Here is a 16,617-nt window from a genome sequence, read left to right as displayed (position 1 = left end):
TGTGTGAGTCAGTCTTTTTGAAGAAATTCGAGACTTTCCTGCACATCAAAGTGGCAGGTTTCTCTTCGCCGCAGAGTCATCACACAGTTTTTCAGATGTGAGTTCTTCAGTCTGGTTTTGCTTGCACATTCGTTTAAGAGCAGCTCGTTTCACCCAGTTCGAAACGATGAACGTCGTTGGAAAACAACTTCATTTCATCGGATTTCGAATCACTCTGAGAGTTCCTTTCGAGTCGGTTTGCACTGAGTTCTGACGAGCGAATGCAGCATCCCTCGAATGAAGTAAGTACACAGAGACTATAAAAAATGGTCGAAAACTTCCGGTTTGGGCACCACGTTTTCTAAAGAAATCTTGTCGAGGTGGACTCTCCACCGAACAAGTCCCGTCCTGATGACGGGAAGTCATTTTGCAATAGAGGAAACAATGCAAAGTATTTACGTTGGGAATCTTCCCTACGATGCGACTGATGTCGACCTGAAGTCGCGATTTGAACAGTACGGTCGAGTTTCGAGAGTTGATCTCATGACGGACCCTTTGACGGGTCGATCTCGCGGATTTGGATTCGTCCGAATGCCCAGTTGGGAAGATGCTGAAGAAGCAATCGCTCGTCTCAACGGATCCGACCTTCGTGGTCGCAAAATGCGCGTCGATTGCGCCAGCGGCCAAAAAACCTCCCCGTCGCAGCCATCAGTTGCGAAAGGGCCAACTCTGCTGGATCGAGTCCTGGGAGAAGAAAAAGTTCCTGCAGACAGACGTTGGAATTGACGTTTCAGGGACTTTAGGAAATGATTGATGGTTCACGAGTTTGGAATTGCCTCGCAAGATTTGAGTCTGCGCACAGGAAAGAAGACCGCGTCCATCACACTCATTTTCAGTCACTGATCCGATTCAGTGAATCCAAAATGAAGCTGAAAATGGTTCAAGAACGCTTCAACTGCCCGAATGAAAGAGTTTCTGCAGCAGTTTTCACAAGATTTTGCAATTTACGAGCCGATTTTGAATCGTATATTGGTTAATCTCAAGTTTCAGGTGAATCCGGTGTGTCAGTAACACATCCGCCTAGACCGAACCAATCACCCATCAGTAGTTTAGAAGAAGGAGACTTCCGATCAGAAAACCTCAACCTGCTTCTCGGGCACCTGAAACTGGTCCGAGAATGAATGAGAACATCCGGATTACACCCATCCGGCTTGTTGATGCAGAAGGCGAAATGCTCGGTGAAATGGAAACCGTCAAGGCTTTGGAGTTGGCGGAAGAGGCAGGTATGGATCTTGTCGAGGTGAGCCCAAACGCGAAACCTCCTGTCTGCCGAATCATGGATTACAGCAAGGCTCAGTATGAGAAGCGGAAAAAATCCGCCGGACCAAAACAGCACCGAACGCAATTGAAACAAATCCGGTTGCGGGCAAAGATCGGTGATCACGACATCCAGGTCAAAGTCCAGAAAGCCCGGACGTTTCTTGAACGTCGTGACAAAGTTAAAGTCAATGTGATGTTTCGTGGACGCGAAAACGCTCACCACGATCTTGGGCGCGAACTTCTCGAAGGGTTCATTCAAAAACTTTCCGATGTGGCCACTGTTGAACAGTACCCACGAATGGAAAGTGGAAAAGTGATGTCCGCGACATTGTCACCGCTCGCCCGACAGGTTGCTCCCAGCTGATCGGAAGTGACGCAGATCACATCCACAACTTGAGAACAGGTTTCCCCTTGTTGACAAGGGGGAACCTTTATTCGCGATGAAGTGGCCGGGGACTTCTCCCGAAGATCGTCGATCGATTCGGAGAAGTTACCCCTCTTGCCTGCTGACTGCATTTCTGCTGGCTGTCCTCTACACGTCCAGGTCACGGACGTCGAGGGCGTGCTTTTCGATGAATTCACGTCTTGGCTCAACGTGATCTCCCATCAGCACGCGGAAGATTTCTTCCGCCGCAGCTGCATCTTCGAGCGTCACCTGCATCAGAAGTCGCGTTTCAGGATCCATCGCTGTTTCGAAGAGTTCATCCGGGTTCATTTCCCCCAGCCCTTTGAAGCGGGTGTAGTTCAAACCTTTTGAACCCATCTCTCGAAGCGTGGGAACCAAATCTCTCAGCGACTGCAGCTTTCTCGGATTGTCGGAGTTCTCGATCTGGTACGGGTAGACCTGCTCCGCGTTGACCGGGGGAGGAGTCAGGAAGTCGTTCAGCGTCAGATTGAATTCTTCTTTGAGGACTTTCAGCACGCTGTTGATTGTTCGAACTTCAAAAAGATCGACAACGGTCAAAGTCAATTGCTCTTCGGCCGATCCTTCTTCCGTCTCTTCTCCAGAAGATTCCTCTTTCGAATCAGCGGCGTTCTCAGCGGGCTTCAGCTTGTCATCGGCAACTTTATGGTGCCGGCCCTGCTCTTCTTCTTTCTGCAGGAAATCTTCCACGTCTTCCTTGGATGCGAACCAGTGATCGATGTTGGCCTGGGTGATTCTAAAACGTGGGAGCAAACCATCGGCAGTCGAATGATCGATCGCCAGTCGCCGCAGCGAAACTCCGCGTCGTTCAAGTGCTTCGAGTGGTTCAATGAGACCACTCAAGACTTCCGCAAGTCGTTTTAGCTCACCTTCTGTCAGCGTGCGAGACTCTCCGGAAGTTTCGGTGACGACCTGATGATCAGTCTCGGGGTTGATCAAATCGGCACGAGGAAGCAGAACGAGCTCGGAATCCCGTAGCCCAATCTCCAGAAGTTCGAGCATCATCTCTTCATGAGTTTGAACGTAGCGCGGCTTCTGATTGCGTTTCCCTTTTTGAAGCACCCGATAGAGCGGCGGTTGCGCAATATAAACACAGCCCTGTTTCACAAGTTCCCGCATGTGTCGGAAAATGAAGGTCAGCAACAATGTGCGAATGTGTGAACCATCGACATCCGCATCGGTCATCAGAATGATTTTTCCGTACCGACGTTTTGCGATGTCCTGCTCTTCTGCCATTGGAGTGATTCCAACAGCTTTGAAGATTGCTGTCACTTCGGTGTTCGCAAGAACTTTGAGCAGCTGCGCTTTTTCGACGTTCAGAATCTTTCCGCGAAGTGGAAGAATCGCCTGATGGGCAGAATCTCGACCGGTATCCGCGGACCCACCGGCTGAGTCTCCTTCCACCAGGTACAACTCCGAAACCGCGAGATCATGATTTCGGCAATCCCGCAACTTTTCAGGGAGCCCGCCCGAACCGGTCTTCGTCTGGCTGCGAGCCATATCGCGGGCCTTCTTCGCAGCCTCGCGGGCCTCTGCCGCTCTCAACGACTTCTGACAGATCGCTTTGGCGACGGATGGATTCTCCTCGAGATATTTTGACAGGACTTCGCCGACTACTGAATTCACAGCCCCGTCGACTTCCGGATTCGTCAGCTTGATCTTCGTTTGCGATTCAAACTGCGGGTTCGGAATTCGAACCGTAATCACTCCAGCCAGCCCCTCGCGGAAATCATCTCCGCTGGGAGTCATGTCCTTGAACAGATTGTTCTTTTTCCCATAGTTGTTGAGTGTTCTCGTCAGAGCTGTCTTAAACCCGGAGAAGTGAGTTCCCCCTTCCGAGTTTGAGATTCCGTTGGCGAAACATCGAATGCTCTCGGAATAGCCTTCGTTCCACTGAAGAGCGATATCAACGTCAACGGTCTCTAATGTTCCCGTGATTCGAATCACATCGGGATGAGTGACGTTCTCGGTTCGGTTGATCCATTTAACGAATTCGGCCAACCCGTCTTCGTAATGGAACTTGTCTGACTGACCGGTTCGTTCATCGGTAATCAGAATACGAACCCCGGCATTCAAAAACGCACAATCCTGCAGTCGCTTATGAATCACGTCGTAGCTGAAGGTCGTGTTCGGGAAGATCTCTCCGTCCGGTTTGAAGGTGATTTTCGTCCCGGTTTGATCTGTGGGCCCACCTTTCGTCAGATCTTTCACCATTCGTCCGCGTGCGAATTCCATGCGGTATTTGAATCCGCCGCGGCTGACTTCGACCTCCAGCCATTCGGAACACGCATTGACCGCTGTAATTCCCACGCCGTGCAGACCACCGGTTCCGACCGCGTATGCTTTCCGGTCGAACTTCCCGCCCGCGTGAATCTCCGTGAAGACGACCTCTAACGCGGACTTTCCTTTGTCCTTCATCACATCAATCGGAATTCCTCGGCCGTCATCGCTGACAGTGATGGACCCGTCTCCATGAATCGTGACATTCGCAGTGGTTGCGAAGCCATTGGAATATTCATCCAGAACATTGTCCGAGACTTCATACACCAGGTGATGCAATCCTGAGGAATCCGTTCCGCCGATGTACATCGCCGGTCGATGGCGAATTCCCTCGATTCCTTCCAGATGCTGAATCGTGTCTGAAGTGTAGTCTTCTGACTGATTAGGCTTGGCTTGATCGCTCATGAATCAATTTCTTGGGTACAAAGTGTGTGTCTAGGCTGTCGCTGCGCGAACCAGTCCGAAATACATTCTTAAAGAACTACGATGTCGGTTTGCCGCGCAGTTTGAATTTGATGTCTCGAACTTTCAGATCCGCATGTTCGGTGCGAAATCGTTCGAGGAGTTCGTGCTTGCGGAACGAAGCAAGTTCGGACAGCAACGCAGAATTTGAAACGACCACTTGCAAAACTCCATTTTTCAGACCAGTCGCTTTTGCCAACTCTGCAAAGTCATCACCAATCAGCTTTCTCCAGACTTCTTCGAATTGCCGCCGAGACTGAGTTTGGGCAAGTCCGCGAAGAGCGATCAACTCGCCCATGAGATCACCAACCGATTTCGGTTCCGTCCGATCATAAGGCCGGCTCCGCTCCTTCGGAATTCGACTCATTTCCAGCTCCTGATCTAGAGCATGTTGCTCGTGCGAGTTCGTGAAGACGACTTCGAGATACGCATTAGTCATCTCGAGAAAGCGGCATCACCACGTAGGTGTAACTTTCGTCTGTCTTAAAGACCGCAGCACTGTTTCCGTCGACAAGGTTCAACGACAACGGGCTGGCAGCATCAAGGACTCGCAAAAATTCCTGGACGAATCGCGGATCAAAGGTGATGACAATCTGATCCCCTTCGTAGCTGATCGGCAATTGAATCTTCGACGAACCGACATCCTGGCCAACGCTCGTGAGTGTCAGTGTGCCGCTTTCAAAATTGAAATCAACACCTCGACTTTCGTCGTTCGTCACGATCATTGCTTGTCGGACGGCAGACAGAAACGGGCTCGTCACCATCTCGATTTTTTGATGGAACTCGTTGGGAATGACGTCCTGATAGCGTGGGAACCGACCTTCGACCAGTCGTGCGTAGATCGTCGACAATCCCGTCTGAACGAGAATATCGTTCTGGTGGATCGCGATTTTGATTTCCTGCTCGTCGTCGTGAATCGACTTATCGATCAACGACATCGCTTTGGCAGGCACAACCGGTTGGCTGACTTCCTCGGAAACCGCTCCCTGAGTCGAGCAGTGCGTCTGATAGACCGCCAGCCGCCGACTGTCCGTGGCAGCGAGTGTGAGCTTGTCTCCGTCGATTTCGAGAAGCACCCCTCCGAGGGCGTAGCGTGTGCTTTCCACATCGGTCGCGAAGATTGTGCGTTGAATTCCGGTCTTCAGTGCCCTTCCAGGAACGACGAAGTAACTCTCGTCTTCGAAGGTCGCGACATCCGGAAACTCGACCGGATCTTCGACACTCAATCGGAACTCACTTTGGCCAGCCCGAACCCACAGCGCCTGCTCGTTCACTTCCAGAGTGACTTCGTCATCCTGAACTTCACGAAGAATCGCTGTGATCCGTTGATACGGAAGCAGAACATCGCCCACCGAATCGGTTTCGATATCAAGCAATTCGTATCGAATCCCGACCTCCTGGTCAGTTCCGAGCAGAGTTGCTTTTCCATCTCCAAGACTCAACTTGATATTCTTGAGGATCTCTTTCGGAGATCGCGTCGGAACAGCTCCACTCACGATTTGGAGTGCAGAGGCCAACAGACTTCGAGAACAGGTCAACTTCATTGTGCTGATTCAGTTTGGAAATGGTTCAGTTACTGACAGGCTGAAAGAGCAAACCTGTCTCTTTCATGTCTCTTATATATAAAAAGCAGCAGTAGTATCTGTGGGCCACTTTTTGTGTTCACAGCGCTTCTTCAGAATTTGCAAGTGTATGCAATTTCTCGATTTAATGCAATTCTGGAGGGCCTGAGCGGCGTCGAAAACCCGTTGGCTGAGAGTGTGTACTTTGTGTCCGAAGTGACGATCAGTGCGGGGGTTAGAAACACTGTTCTTTTCGACGGGAGTTACGCACCAGGTTTTGCCGGAGTTTTGCAGTGGCGATCGACAAGTTTTCGACGCCACTCTGCCTCCGATTGAACGGAAAACGCCGATTTGAATCGGGATTTCGCGGTCTCCAGCATTCCTTTGCGAGACTCAACGAGTGTGGGATTCGTGACCGTTCGACCTCCGATTTTACGCTTCCAATCCGAAAACTTCGACTCGTTTCGCCAGCTTCGCTGATGTTTCTGTCAGATCTCACAGGACGCGACTTCCCAAGCGTTCTATTCGAAACAATCCATGTGTTATACACTCTCGTCAAATCGGGACTGCGGTTGATGAATCTGGCGATGTTTTTGCGAGAAAGACGCGATGAAGACACTCACAAAAGAACTCTGGATGGACATCCCCAAACGACGGCAAATCGTCTCAATTCACCAGCAAGTTGAAGAACTTGTCGCTGAGAGTGGAATCCAGGATGGCCTCGTGCTCGTCAACGCGATGCATATCACCGCGAGTGTTTTCATCAACGACAACGAATCCGGCTTGCACGCTGACTACGAGCGATGGCTCGAAGAAATAGTCCCCTTCAACGCCGGCAGCGACCCTTCACAAGGAGGCTATCTCCACAACCGAACCGGAGAAGACAACGCCGACGCTCACCACAAGCGTCAAATCATGGGCCGCGAGGTCGTCGTCGCCATCACCGACGGCAAACTCCACCTCGGCCCGTGGGAACACATCTTCTACTACGAATTCGACGGCCGCAGACGGAAGCGCGTGCTGTTGAAAATGATCGGGGAGTAGGGATCATAGCCGTGAGTGAGAAATTCCCCGAGAAGTGGTTTCGTCCTCTTTATGGTCACCCATGTTGGGGAATTGAGTATGGTCGCCAGACAAACTTGTCCATTAACTTTGGGAAGCCATCTCTTGAGATTCGAGAGCCTTTCGTCACAGAGTCACAGTCTCAGGTTGTTAGAGAGTTGGCATCCCGCAGATTGGTAACTGTGCGTGGAGAATGGTGGCTGTGGCTCTGGTGTTGTTATTGGAAATTGACGCTGAATGAAGAGACTCTTGCGACCGGCTCATCTTCGGCTCGACGCACTAAGAAAGCCATGTCTCGGTTGTCGGGGCAGAAGATCGTCTCGTTATCGGTGAATGAGAAGACTGGTTTCTCAGGTTTTGAGTTTGATCTTGGTTGTCAGCTCAGCTGTCGGAGATTTGAACGAGACAGCGAAGAGAGACTCTGGTCACTTTACAGACCGAATGGGTACGTCTTGTCGGTCCACGGCAATGGGACTTATTGCCATCAACGCAGCACGGATTCTGAACTGCAGCGAAACCCAATCGGAGACGTCGGACGGTAACTCATTTAAGTCCAAGAGAGTGACCGAAGCAGTCTGCTTCCGAGTTCTGCATCCTTCACCGTGACTTCCGTGTCAATATTCTGAAGTTCTTCCGGTATGATGAACCTCGGGCTTTTGGCGCATATCTTCTACGGTGAGTTCGATGGTCGCAGGCCCAAGTGGTTCTTGGTGAAAGTAATCGGGGAGTAGTCATGAGATTTCCGTGTCCAGCTTGTGGTTATTTGGTCTTCGACGAACCTCCGGGGAGCTATGACATTTGTGGGGTGTGTGGGTGGGAGGACGATCCCGTGCAACTTCGACATCCGTGCATGGGAGGCGGGGCAAACAAGCCGAGTCTTTGGGAATGTCAGCAGGCAGTCCTGCCCACGTTATCCACGGAGACTGCTTCCGAACCCGACGTTCAACGCTGTTCTGATTGGCGCCCGTTGGAGGAAAAGGACTGCCATGACATAGACGACACTCCTCGAAGCGGCAGAGAATACTTTGAGTCTGCTGGTGGTGACAGTCCGGCCTACTACTGGAGGAGGACGTGACCATGACTGATCCACGAGGCATCAAGTGGCTTGACCCTTGGATACCTGAACCCGATGAAGACGGTCTGCTGGCGAAAGAACTCCGAAGGGAAGTGTGTGATTGTCATATTTTGCTCGGCGTCAATACCCGAGCCGATGGAACAAGAATTGACTGCGACGACGTTTTGTTTGTCACCGATGATCCCCGCAAACCCATTGCTGTTGTTCATCTGACATGGAAGTTCGAGACTGATCCAACGTGGCCGGTCACGAGCATCTTCAATGGATGGCAAGACTGGATCGAGAATTGCATGATGAAAGACCACAGCGACTACACGAACTGTGAATGACAACCGCTCAACTCTCGAAAGATCGGAGCAGCTTCACGATCTGCTGAGGATGCCGCCAGAGCTCGCCAGTGCGAGTTTTGAACCCAAGGTCATTCAGGGATTAGCACACATCCATGTGAGTCTTCCCCCTAATCTCGAAGTTCAGCAGCTTTCGTGGCGACTTCGGCATGAACATCTAGAATTTCTGCGGGTATAATGAACTTCGGCCCTTGGGAGCAAATTTTCTATGGTGAGTTCGATGGTCGAAGGGACAAGCGTGTTCTGGTCAAGGTGATTGGGGAGTAGAGAAGAATGGAACTTCACGAGTTGCTCGAAACAGTCGATGGTCCAGAATCATTTCTTGAGTTTGTTCGGAAGTTGCAAGCCGACAGAATATCAGAAGCCAACCACTCGACTGACGAGTTTGGACGTGGAGTTAGCGGTTGGGAGAACCACACCATCGAAGATTTTCTTGAAGCGGCCATTGCATGGGCAGAAGATTCTAAGTTTGGTTCCGATCAAGGTCTAAAAGACGCTTCACCGTGGAAGATGAGTGCAACATTCCTGTACTGCGGCAAGATTTACGAATAAACCTGATGAACAAACGAAAGACTGTCACTGTAAATGGCTTCCCGTTGCCGCCATGCATCATCTCATTGATGGATGACGGAAAATGGGTTCACCCCGGCGACAACGTAATCAAGACGGTAGTTCCCTTCCTCAACGAACCTGTGGACTTCTTGTCCGTGGCCTCGATGAAGGGTGAGTCGTCTGGGCATTTGGCGGACAAACCGGATGATTCTTCGTTGTTTCATGAGATGCGAGGTAGCGACTCCATAATCGTTCCTGACCTACCGTGGCGAGATGTGAACAGGTCGCTTTTCATTGCAGTCAACCGAGTTCCCGGTGACGATATCGGCATAGCCCTCGACTTTCGGAAGGGTGCTGAAACTGACCCAAGCGTGATTGCCAGTGATTGGGGCGACGGAACGTGCAAATGGAGGAGAGTGTCAGACTCACTAACTGAGTTCCTCCAACGTGTTGGCCTGTAGAATCAGCCGATGTTCTCCGTGCTGGATGCAGCGAACGACCGCAGCAGCTTCACAATCTGCTGCGTATGCCGCCAGAGCTTTGCCGGTGCGAGTCCTGAACCCAAGGTCGTTCAGGGCTTAGCATACTTCCATATGAGTCTTATCTCGATTCTGAAGTTGAGCAAGTATTCCTAACTTTGGTCGTCGAAGCGATCACAGATGGCAGTTGAACTGCCTAAGGCATCCAAGACAAAAATACTCTCAGCCAGGCGGGTCGGCTTGTCAGTTGGCTCAGCTGGAGAGAGTGGCCTTTGATGCGGCCGTCTTGTGAGTAAACGACAGCTGTGGCTGTCCCGCGTTTCCAGACGGAGATTTCGTACTCTTCTGCATCGCCGTGTCGCTGGGCGAGTTCGTTCTGCTCATCAAGGAATGTGACGCCGTTGAGAAGCACGCCCCGGGCCAGGGAATGATGATCCGGCGGGCTTCCGATGTGCTGCGTCACATCGTCGAGGGGCGTTTCCATCGGAATTAGCGAGGCTGCGAGCGCAAGCTCGTTCCCTGCCCGTTCTCGCGCGCTGAGAAATTGCGTGATCGCAATCAACGCGATTACGATCACGCAGGTAATGACTGCCAATGGAAGACGGAGTCTTTTGAGCAACATGATGCGGAGAACTCGTTCCCGGGTCTCGCATTGACGCTGGACGCAGCAAGCTGCTGTGTCTGCTTGTGCGAGGTGACGAAGAAGGATTCAACGAAGGGTTCCGCTCTCTCTACGAGCTTTCCGCAGCATGCGTTGGAATTCAATCGTGCATCGAAGCAGCGATCGCGACTTCAAATGCGTGATATGCTCTATCCCATCAGAGTTTTGATGCGATTGACGGCTTCTTTGACATTCGCTCGGCTGTTGAAGGCACTCAGTCGGAAATACCCTTCTCCACTGGCTCCGAACCCGCTGCCGGGAGTTCCGACAAGGTGAGCCTGATCAAGCAGGTGATCGAAGAATTCCCAGCTCTTCATGTTGTCTGGAGTCTTCAACCAGATGTATGGAGCATTCTCGCCGCCGAAGACGGAGATCCCAATTGAAGAGAGTCCTTCGCTCAGAATCTTCGCATTGGTCAGGTAGAACTGGACCAGTTCTTTAATCTGCTGTTGGCCAGCGTCGCTGTAAGCAGCTTCCGCTCCACGCTGAATGATGTACGGAACTCCATTGAACTTGGTGCAGTGACGTCGATTCCACAAAGCGTGCAACGAGTGTGAACTGCCGTCCGATTTCTTTCCGGTCAGTGTCTTCGGAACAATGGTGAATGCACAACGTGTTCCGGTGAATCCGGCGTTCTTGCTGAAGCTGCGGAACTCAATCGCACATTCGCGTGCTCCGTCGATCTCATAAATCGAACGCGGCAGCGATTCGTCCTGAATGAACGCTTCGTATGCAGCGTCGAAGAGAATGATCGATCCGTTCGAGCGGGCGAAATCGACCCACTTCTTCAGCGTCTCTTTCGTCGCGACTGCGCCTGTGGGGTTGTTGGGATAGCAGAGATAGATCAAGTCAACAGGATGATCAGGGACTTCCGGGGTGAAGTTGTTCTCCGCCGTGCATGGCAGGTACGTGAGACCAGCGTAGCGACCCTGATCGTCGGCCTGTCCGGTTCGTCCGCACATGACATTGGTGTCAACATAGACCGGATAAACGGGGTCCTGGACAGCGACGGTGTTGTCGGTCCCGAAGATGTCGAGGATGTTTCCGGTGTCGCATTTCGAACCGTCGGAGACAAAGATCTCGTCAGCGGAAACGTCGCATCCGCGGGAGGTGTAATCGTTCTCGGCAATCGCTTCACGCAGGAAGGAATACCCCTGCTCCGGTCCATATCCACGGAAGGAATCGCGGTCGCCCATTTCATCGACAGCACGATGTAATGCTTCGCGAATCGCTTCGGGGAGTGGTTCGGTGACGTCGCCGATTCCCAGCTTGATCACTTTTGCGTCAGGGTGCGAATCGGTGAACGCATTGACTCGCCGACCGATTTCGGGGAAGAGGTAGCCAGCTTTGAGCTTGAGGAAGTGATCGTTAATGGTCGTCATGTGAAGTACTCAGTAAACGGATATCAAAAGCGTTTGAGAAGTTGGAAAGACAAGACGGTGCGAGGAAACGGGATTAGTGAACCCGCATTCCCGGGACGGCTCCGTCATCGGGATTAAGAAGGAAGATGTCCTTTCCGCCTGGTCCACAAGCGAGAACCATTCCCTCGCTGACCCCGAATCGCATCTTGCGAGGTTTGAGATTCGCACAGCACACAACCAGCCGTCCGACGAGATCTTCCGGGTTGTAGCAACTCTTGATTCCGGCAAAAACGTTGCGGGTTTCGTCTCCGCCGAGTGAAAGTTTGAGTTGCAGAAGCTTATCGGCTCCCTCGACATGACCCGCTTCAATCACGCGAGCGACTCGCATATCAACTTTGAGAAAGTCATCGATTGTGCAGTGCTCTTCGGTCATCGGCTCTTTTTCAAGAGCTTCCGGTCCATCATTAAAGTTGGAAGCGGGCGCCGATTCGACGGACGCGGCATCTTTGGATTCTTCAATCATCTGTTCAACTTTCTTGGGATCAACGCGTGTCATCATGTGCTGGAACTTGCCGACAGGAGTCCCGACAAGCGGAGACGCGGACTCGTCCCAGTTTTTGATTTCGAAATTCAACAGCTTCTCAGTTTCGCTCGCCAGCTTGGGAAGCACAGGCGCGAGGTAAATGACGATCTGCCGAAACAGATTCAGGCCGACAGTGCAGATCTGCTGGAGTTCTGCCTGACGATCCTTGTCTTTTCGAACGACCCATGGCTCTTTGTTTTCGATGTACTGATTCGCTCGATCCGCGAGAACCATGATCTCGCGAATGGCCGAACTGTACTCGCACTTCTCGTAGTGCTCGGCAATTCGTGACCCTGCGTCACTCGCCAGCTGAAAGAGTCCCTCGTCATCGGGATACTCTTCGCTGAGAGTCGAACCGGAGACGAATTTCGCACAACGACTGGCGATGTTGACGACCTTGCCGACGAGATCGCTGTCGACCTTCGTTTTGAACTCATCGAAGTTCAGGTCAATGTCATCAACACGCGAGCTGAGTTTGGAAGCGACGAAGTATCGGAAGTAATTTGGATCGAGATGTTCGGCATACGTTGATGCCTGAATGAACGTCCCTTTCGTCTTCGACATCTTCTCGCCATCCACAGTCAGGAAACCATGGATGTGAATTCTGTCCGGAAGTGCCAGCCCGGCGGTCTTCAACATTGCCGGCCAGAAGAGCGTATGAAAATAGGTGATATCCTTACCGATGAAGTGATGAATCTCTGTCTCATCGTTTCGCCACCAGTCATCTAGCTCCACCTGGTTTTTCTTGCACCATTCCCAGGTGCTGGCGATATATCCAATCGGGGCATCATACCAGACGTACCAGTAGTTTCCGGGAGCATCGGGAATCTCGAATCCGAAGTACGGAGCGGGCCGGGAGATGTCCCAGTCGCGGAGTTCTTCACCCAGAAAATGCCCCTTCAGGTAATTCGCAATCTCCGGCTGGAGATGTTTCCCTGACTGAGTCCACTCGTTCAGGAATTCGTGATGTTGTTCGAGTTCGATGAACAAGTGCCGGGCAGTTCGGAGTTCTGGAGTCGCTCCGCTCAGGGCGCTTTTTGGGTCAATCAAATCCGCTGGGGAGTACGTGGAACCACACTTGTCGCAGTTATCTCCATATTGATTCTCCGCTCCACACTTCGGGCAGGTCCCTTTCACGAACCGGTCCGCGAGAAACGTTCCAGCTTCGGGGTCAAAGAGCTGCTCGATTTCTTTTTCTTTGACAAGATTCGCGTCGCGGATGGACTTCCAGATTTGTTCGCAAAGTTGACGATTTTCGTCGCTGTTGGTCGAGCCGTAATTGTCGAATTCGATGTCGAACCGTGCGAAATCCCGAACATGTGCTTCCCGCATATCCGCGATCAACTCTTCTTCGGATCGGCCTTCCTGTCGCGCACGAATCATGATCGCTGTGCCGTGTGTGTCATCGGCGCAGAAATACCGACATTCATGGCCTCTCAGCTTCTGGAAGCGGACCCAGATATCTGTCTGGAGATATTCGACCAGATGCCCAATGTGGATATTTCCATTGGCATACGGAAGGGCTGCGGTGACTAGAATTCGCCGTGAAGACATCAGATTTTCGCTTTGCGGATTGGAGCGGAACGTTCGAACCTGCGTGCAGTTTAGAGCGATGACAGGATCCTCGCGAGTGGCCACGGCGAGAAACTGGAGCAAGTTGCCTATCTCTGCTGTCGCTTCAATCCAGAAATGAAGTTGCTCTCGATTTCAGGACTCTCGCTGCAGTGAAAATGCAGTCAGGCCAGTTTTGAGACAACTTCGAAGCGACAGAGGTTCGCATCAGCGAATCTGAATTCGATGGTGTGAGACGCTTTAACTGACCGAACTGTTGAGGAACGCAACAGGATCGAATGAGCCGCCGAGAACGCGTTTCGACTCCAGATTGAGCCAATTCTCGAGAATTCCCGCGTAAACTTCGCGGAAGTCGGTGTGGAAAACGAGGTCACCCTGTTCGAGGTTCGTGAGGTCGGGGTGTTCACCAATAAGGCCCGGTTGAACCGCATTCCCAGCCAGGAACATCGGCGCAGCTGTCCCGTGATCGGTTCCTTTGCTTGCATTCTCCGCGACACGTCTCCCAAACTCGCTGAAGCAGGTCACAAGCACACGATCTCCATGCCCATGTTGTTGGATGTCATTCAGAAAAGCTGTCACCGATTCCGACACATGTTTCAAGAGTGATGCGTGAGCCAGGGCCTGTTCGGAATGGGTGTCGAAGCCGTCAATTTCCACATAGTAAATGCGAGTGGCGAATTCCGAATCGATCAGCTGGGCGATCGTCTTGAGATCGTTTGCGATTGGAGACTCCGGATAGGTCACACTCGGTTGATAGCCGGAGGTTGTTTCAAGCATTCGTTGCGCGACATCGAGAGCGTTTTCCGTACTCGATTGCACAAATCCGAGCAGATTCGCCGACTCAGATCGTTCCAATCGAACACCTTGCTGCAGCTCCGGCACTGTCATCTGTGAGAGTGGCTCCAAACGAAACTGATCCAGTGATTTGACTGTTGGAACTCGATGGACCAGCGATGTCAGTGCAAAGGGCTGTTTTTGATGTCCCAGGTGAAGCGCTGGAATGTCCAGACTCGATTGTTGCTGCACTTGATCGATTGCACGACCCAGCCAGCCATCTTGCCGACTCTCGTTCTTCCGGAAACACGTGTGCCAGATATCCATCGATTCGAAGTGCGATCGATTGGGGTTGGGATATCCGACTCCCTGCACAATTCCGAGTCGTCCATCTTCGAGAAGATCGGCGAATCCATTCAACTCAGGATGCAGCCCGAAGTCATCGTCAATCGCGAAGACATCGTCCTTCGAGATCGCCAGCGTTGGGCGGGATTTCTTGTATTCGTCGTGGCTGTGCGGAATGACTGTATTCAGTCCGTCATTCCCGCCGGACATTTGAACGACAACGAGGATGTTGTCGGAATCTTTTTCCGAAGACTGGTTGGCTGCCTGAGCGAAGAGTCGAGGAGCGGACCGCCCGAATGCCATCATCGCTGGAGCGGACAATGCAAGAAATCGTCGACGTGAGAGAGACATTTTTCGTTCCAATTCGTCAGCGAAGACAGGAAGTTCAGGAAAGTTGATACTCAGGAAGTCCGCAGATCAGATGGACCACTTCTTTGAGACGCTCTTCACGGTTGCCGGAACCGGAATCAATTTTGGATTGCAATTGCAATCTGACTGTCTCGGGAAGGCTCACTGCAAGGAGCATGGTTTCCAGCCAATCGATGATCTCTTGAGACGAGTTGAGTCGATGTTTGTCGAAGAGATCGCTGAGGGTTCCGTTTGAAAACCGCGTGTTCTTGTTTTTCAAGATGCTTTGAATGAGGTTGGAGCGAGCCAGCAACGTCGACGAGTTAATCCACGTTCGCCCGCCATCCCAGCCTTTGACGTTCGGAGGGAAAAATGGAACCTGTCCGAGTTCCGACAATCCTGACGTCAGTGCGTACTGATCCGTTGACCCTTCGAGAGCTCTCAGAAATCCGACGGAGAACTCGACAGGAGAACGAACTTTTCGAGCGACAGAATGCGGAGAGTAAAAGAGTTGGCTGGAAAGGATGCGCTTGAGGACGGGGGCGATGTTGAGTCCATTCTCTCGAAACTCAATCGTCAGCGGAGCCAGCAACTCGGCCGGGGGAGCTGGTTCGTCGGCAATGAAAAACTGATAGAGCTTGCCAATGATGAAATCAGGAAGAGCGGGTTGGTCAAGCACAATAGCAACTCCTTCGTCACCATCGAATGGCCCTTCCTGGCCGAGAATCGACTTTCGACCGGAGTCATGCTGATACCGGTTAAAGCGATATCGCCCATTCCGAATTTCCCAGCCCGTGAAGCATCGCGACAATTCGCGAATGTCGTCTTCGGTATATCGACCTTCGCCGAGGGCAAACAGTTCCATAACTTCCCGGGCAAAGTTCTCATTCGGATGAGCTTTGCGATTTGTGACTGAGTCGAGGTAAATCAGCATCGCCGGATTGCGAGAAATCTCAGCGACCAGTGTTCCGAAATTGCCGAGGGAATTCCTCCGCAAGAGTTCATTCTGGTCAACCATCAATTGCGGATCGGTCACTTTGTCTCCGCTTGTTGCGAAGTGACCGTGCCAGAACAGTGTCATCTTCTCACGGAGCATGTCGGTCGTCGTCAGGAACCGATACATCCACCAGGCAGGGAGATTCTCGACATTCCCCGTCGCAACGACCGTTCGGCCTAATTGCTTCATTTGGGCGAGGTATTCTTCCGATTCGGTGCGACCATCAACGAGTTCAGCGACCACTTCCGCCGCTGACTTGTTCGCAGCTTCGTCGAGTGTTTCTGAAGTGGCAGAGAATCCGGCACGGCGATACAGATGGGCTGCCAGCTGACGTGTCCACGGCTGCTGACTTTCTTCAACGGGCGACCAGGCCCAACCGGGGTCGATGTCGTGCATAAGATCGAATCCATCTCTTAGAGCAAGTGGCTCTTTTC

At 52.0% G+C, this 16,617-nt stretch carries 15 protein-coding genes and 1 pseudogene; 8 read left to right on the top strand and 8 right to left on the bottom strand.

The window, feature by feature from the left end; translation table 11 throughout:
* Positions 1 to 423: 423 nt before the first annotated feature.
* Both KOR42_RS11860 and infC read left to right on the top strand, forming a co-directional pair.
* Positions 424 to 765 carry an RNA recognition motif domain-containing protein gene (locus KOR42_RS11860; RefSeq protein ID WP_146509892.1) on the top strand — a complete coding sequence of 114 codons (342 nt, stop codon included), beginning with the start codon at positions 424 to 426 and terminating at the stop codon, positions 763 to 765.
* Between the two features lie 391 nt (positions 766 to 1,156).
* Positions 1,157 to 1,663: a translation initiation factor IF-3 gene (infC, locus tag KOR42_RS11855; RefSeq protein WP_146509891.1), complete on the top strand. Its 507-nt coding sequence runs from the start codon at positions 1,157 to 1,159 to the stop codon at positions 1,661 to 1,663.
* Positions 1,664 to 1,831: 168 nt separating this feature from the next.
* On the opposite strand, the gene KOR42_RS11850 is transcribed toward infC, so the two are convergent.
* From KOR42_RS11850 to dnaN, 3 genes are all read right to left on the bottom strand, one after another.
* Positions 1,832 to 4,408: a DNA gyrase subunit B gene (locus tag KOR42_RS11850; RefSeq protein ID WP_146509890.1), complete on the bottom strand. Its 2,577-nt coding sequence runs from the start codon at positions 4,406 to 4,408 to the stop codon at positions 1,832 to 1,834.
* Between the two features lie 76 nt (positions 4,409 to 4,484).
* On the bottom strand, positions 4,485 to 4,832 hold the full coding sequence (locus tag KOR42_RS11845) for a DUF721 domain-containing protein (RefSeq protein WP_197441082.1): 348 nt from the start codon (positions 4,830 to 4,832) through the stop codon (positions 4,485 to 4,487).
* A 64-nt stretch (positions 4,833 to 4,896) separates the two neighbouring features.
* The gene (gene dnaN / locus KOR42_RS11840) at positions 4,897 to 6,009 is read right to left on the bottom strand and encodes a DNA polymerase III subunit beta (protein WP_146509888.1); all 1,113 of its coding nucleotides are present in this window, start codon (positions 6,007 to 6,009) and stop codon (positions 4,897 to 4,899) included.
* A gap of 627 nt (positions 6,010 to 6,636) precedes the next feature.
* On the opposite strand from dnaN, the gene KOR42_RS11835 reads away from it, so the two are divergent.
* The 6 genes and pseudogenes from KOR42_RS11835 (at position 6,637) to KOR42_RS11810 (ending at position 9,063) form a co-directional block, all read left to right on the top strand.
* Positions 6,637 to 7,071 carry a secondary thiamine-phosphate synthase enzyme YjbQ gene (locus tag KOR42_RS11835; protein ID WP_146509887.1) on the top strand — a complete coding sequence of 145 codons (435 nt, stop codon included), beginning with the start codon at positions 6,637 to 6,639 and terminating at the stop codon, positions 7,069 to 7,071.
* A gap of 11 nt (positions 7,072 to 7,082) precedes the next feature.
* Positions 7,083 to 7,631 carry a hypothetical protein gene (locus KOR42_RS11830; RefSeq protein ID WP_146509886.1) on the top strand — a complete coding sequence of 183 codons (549 nt, stop codon included), beginning with the start codon at positions 7,083 to 7,085 and terminating at the stop codon, positions 7,629 to 7,631.
* A 191-nt stretch (positions 7,632 to 7,822) separates the two neighbouring features.
* Positions 7,823 to 8,164, top strand: a complete 342-nt coding sequence (locus tag KOR42_RS27850; protein WP_146509885.1) for a CPCC family cysteine-rich protein — start codon at positions 7,823 to 7,825, stop codon at positions 8,162 to 8,164.
* Between the two features lie 2 nt (positions 8,165 to 8,166).
* Positions 8,167 to 8,493, top strand: coding sequence for a hypothetical protein (locus tag KOR42_RS11820; protein WP_146509884.1), 327 nt, complete (start codon positions 8,167 to 8,169; stop codon positions 8,491 to 8,493).
* A gap of 195 nt (positions 8,494 to 8,688) precedes the next feature.
* A pseudogene (locus KOR42_RS27845) lies at positions 8,689 to 8,778 on the top strand (secondary thiamine-phosphate synthase enzyme YjbQ); the annotation flags it as partial.
* Between the two features lie 6 nt (positions 8,779 to 8,784).
* On the top strand, positions 8,785 to 9,063 hold the full coding sequence (locus KOR42_RS11810; RefSeq protein WP_146509883.1) for a DUF7660 family protein: 279 nt from the start codon (positions 8,785 to 8,787) through the stop codon (positions 9,061 to 9,063).
* 675 nt (positions 9,064 to 9,738) lie between these two features.
* Here the strand turns inward: KOR42_RS11810 and KOR42_RS11805 are convergent.
* From KOR42_RS11805 to KOR42_RS11785, 5 genes are all read right to left on the bottom strand, one after another.
* Positions 9,739 to 10,164 (bottom strand): hypothetical protein, encoded by a 426-nt coding sequence (locus KOR42_RS11805; protein ID WP_146509882.1) that lies wholly within the window; start codon positions 10,162 to 10,164, stop codon positions 9,739 to 9,741.
* A gap of 188 nt (positions 10,165 to 10,352) precedes the next feature.
* Positions 10,353 to 11,585: an LL-diaminopimelate aminotransferase gene (locus tag KOR42_RS11800; protein ID WP_146509881.1), complete on the bottom strand. Its 1,233-nt coding sequence runs from the start codon at positions 11,583 to 11,585 to the stop codon at positions 10,353 to 10,355.
* Positions 11,586 to 11,658: 73 nt separating this feature from the next.
* Entirely contained in the window at positions 11,659 to 13,701 is a 2,043-nt protein-coding gene (gene metG, locus KOR42_RS11795) for a methionine--tRNA ligase (protein WP_146509880.1), read from the bottom strand.
* A 258-nt stretch (positions 13,702 to 13,959) separates the two neighbouring features.
* A complete protein-coding gene (locus KOR42_RS11790) occupies positions 13,960 to 15,189 on the bottom strand; it encodes a DUF1501 domain-containing protein (protein ID WP_146509879.1) in 1,230 nt (409 codons plus the stop codon).
* A 34-nt stretch (positions 15,190 to 15,223) separates the two neighbouring features.
* The gene (locus KOR42_RS11785) at positions 15,224 to 16,579 is read right to left on the bottom strand and encodes a DUF1800 domain-containing protein (protein ID WP_197441081.1); all 1,356 of its coding nucleotides are present in this window, start codon (positions 16,577 to 16,579) and stop codon (positions 15,224 to 15,226) included.
* Positions 16,580 to 16,617 lie beyond the last annotated feature (38 nt).

The sequence above is a fragment of the Thalassoglobus neptunius genome (genome assembly GCF_007859735.1).
Taxonomy (GTDB): domain Bacteria; phylum Planctomycetota; class Planctomycetia; order Planctomycetales; family Planctomycetaceae; genus Thalassoglobus; species Thalassoglobus neptunius.
The sequence above is the reverse complement of the archived record's forward strand: the minus strand, read 5'-3'. Positions and strand labels throughout refer to the sequence as shown.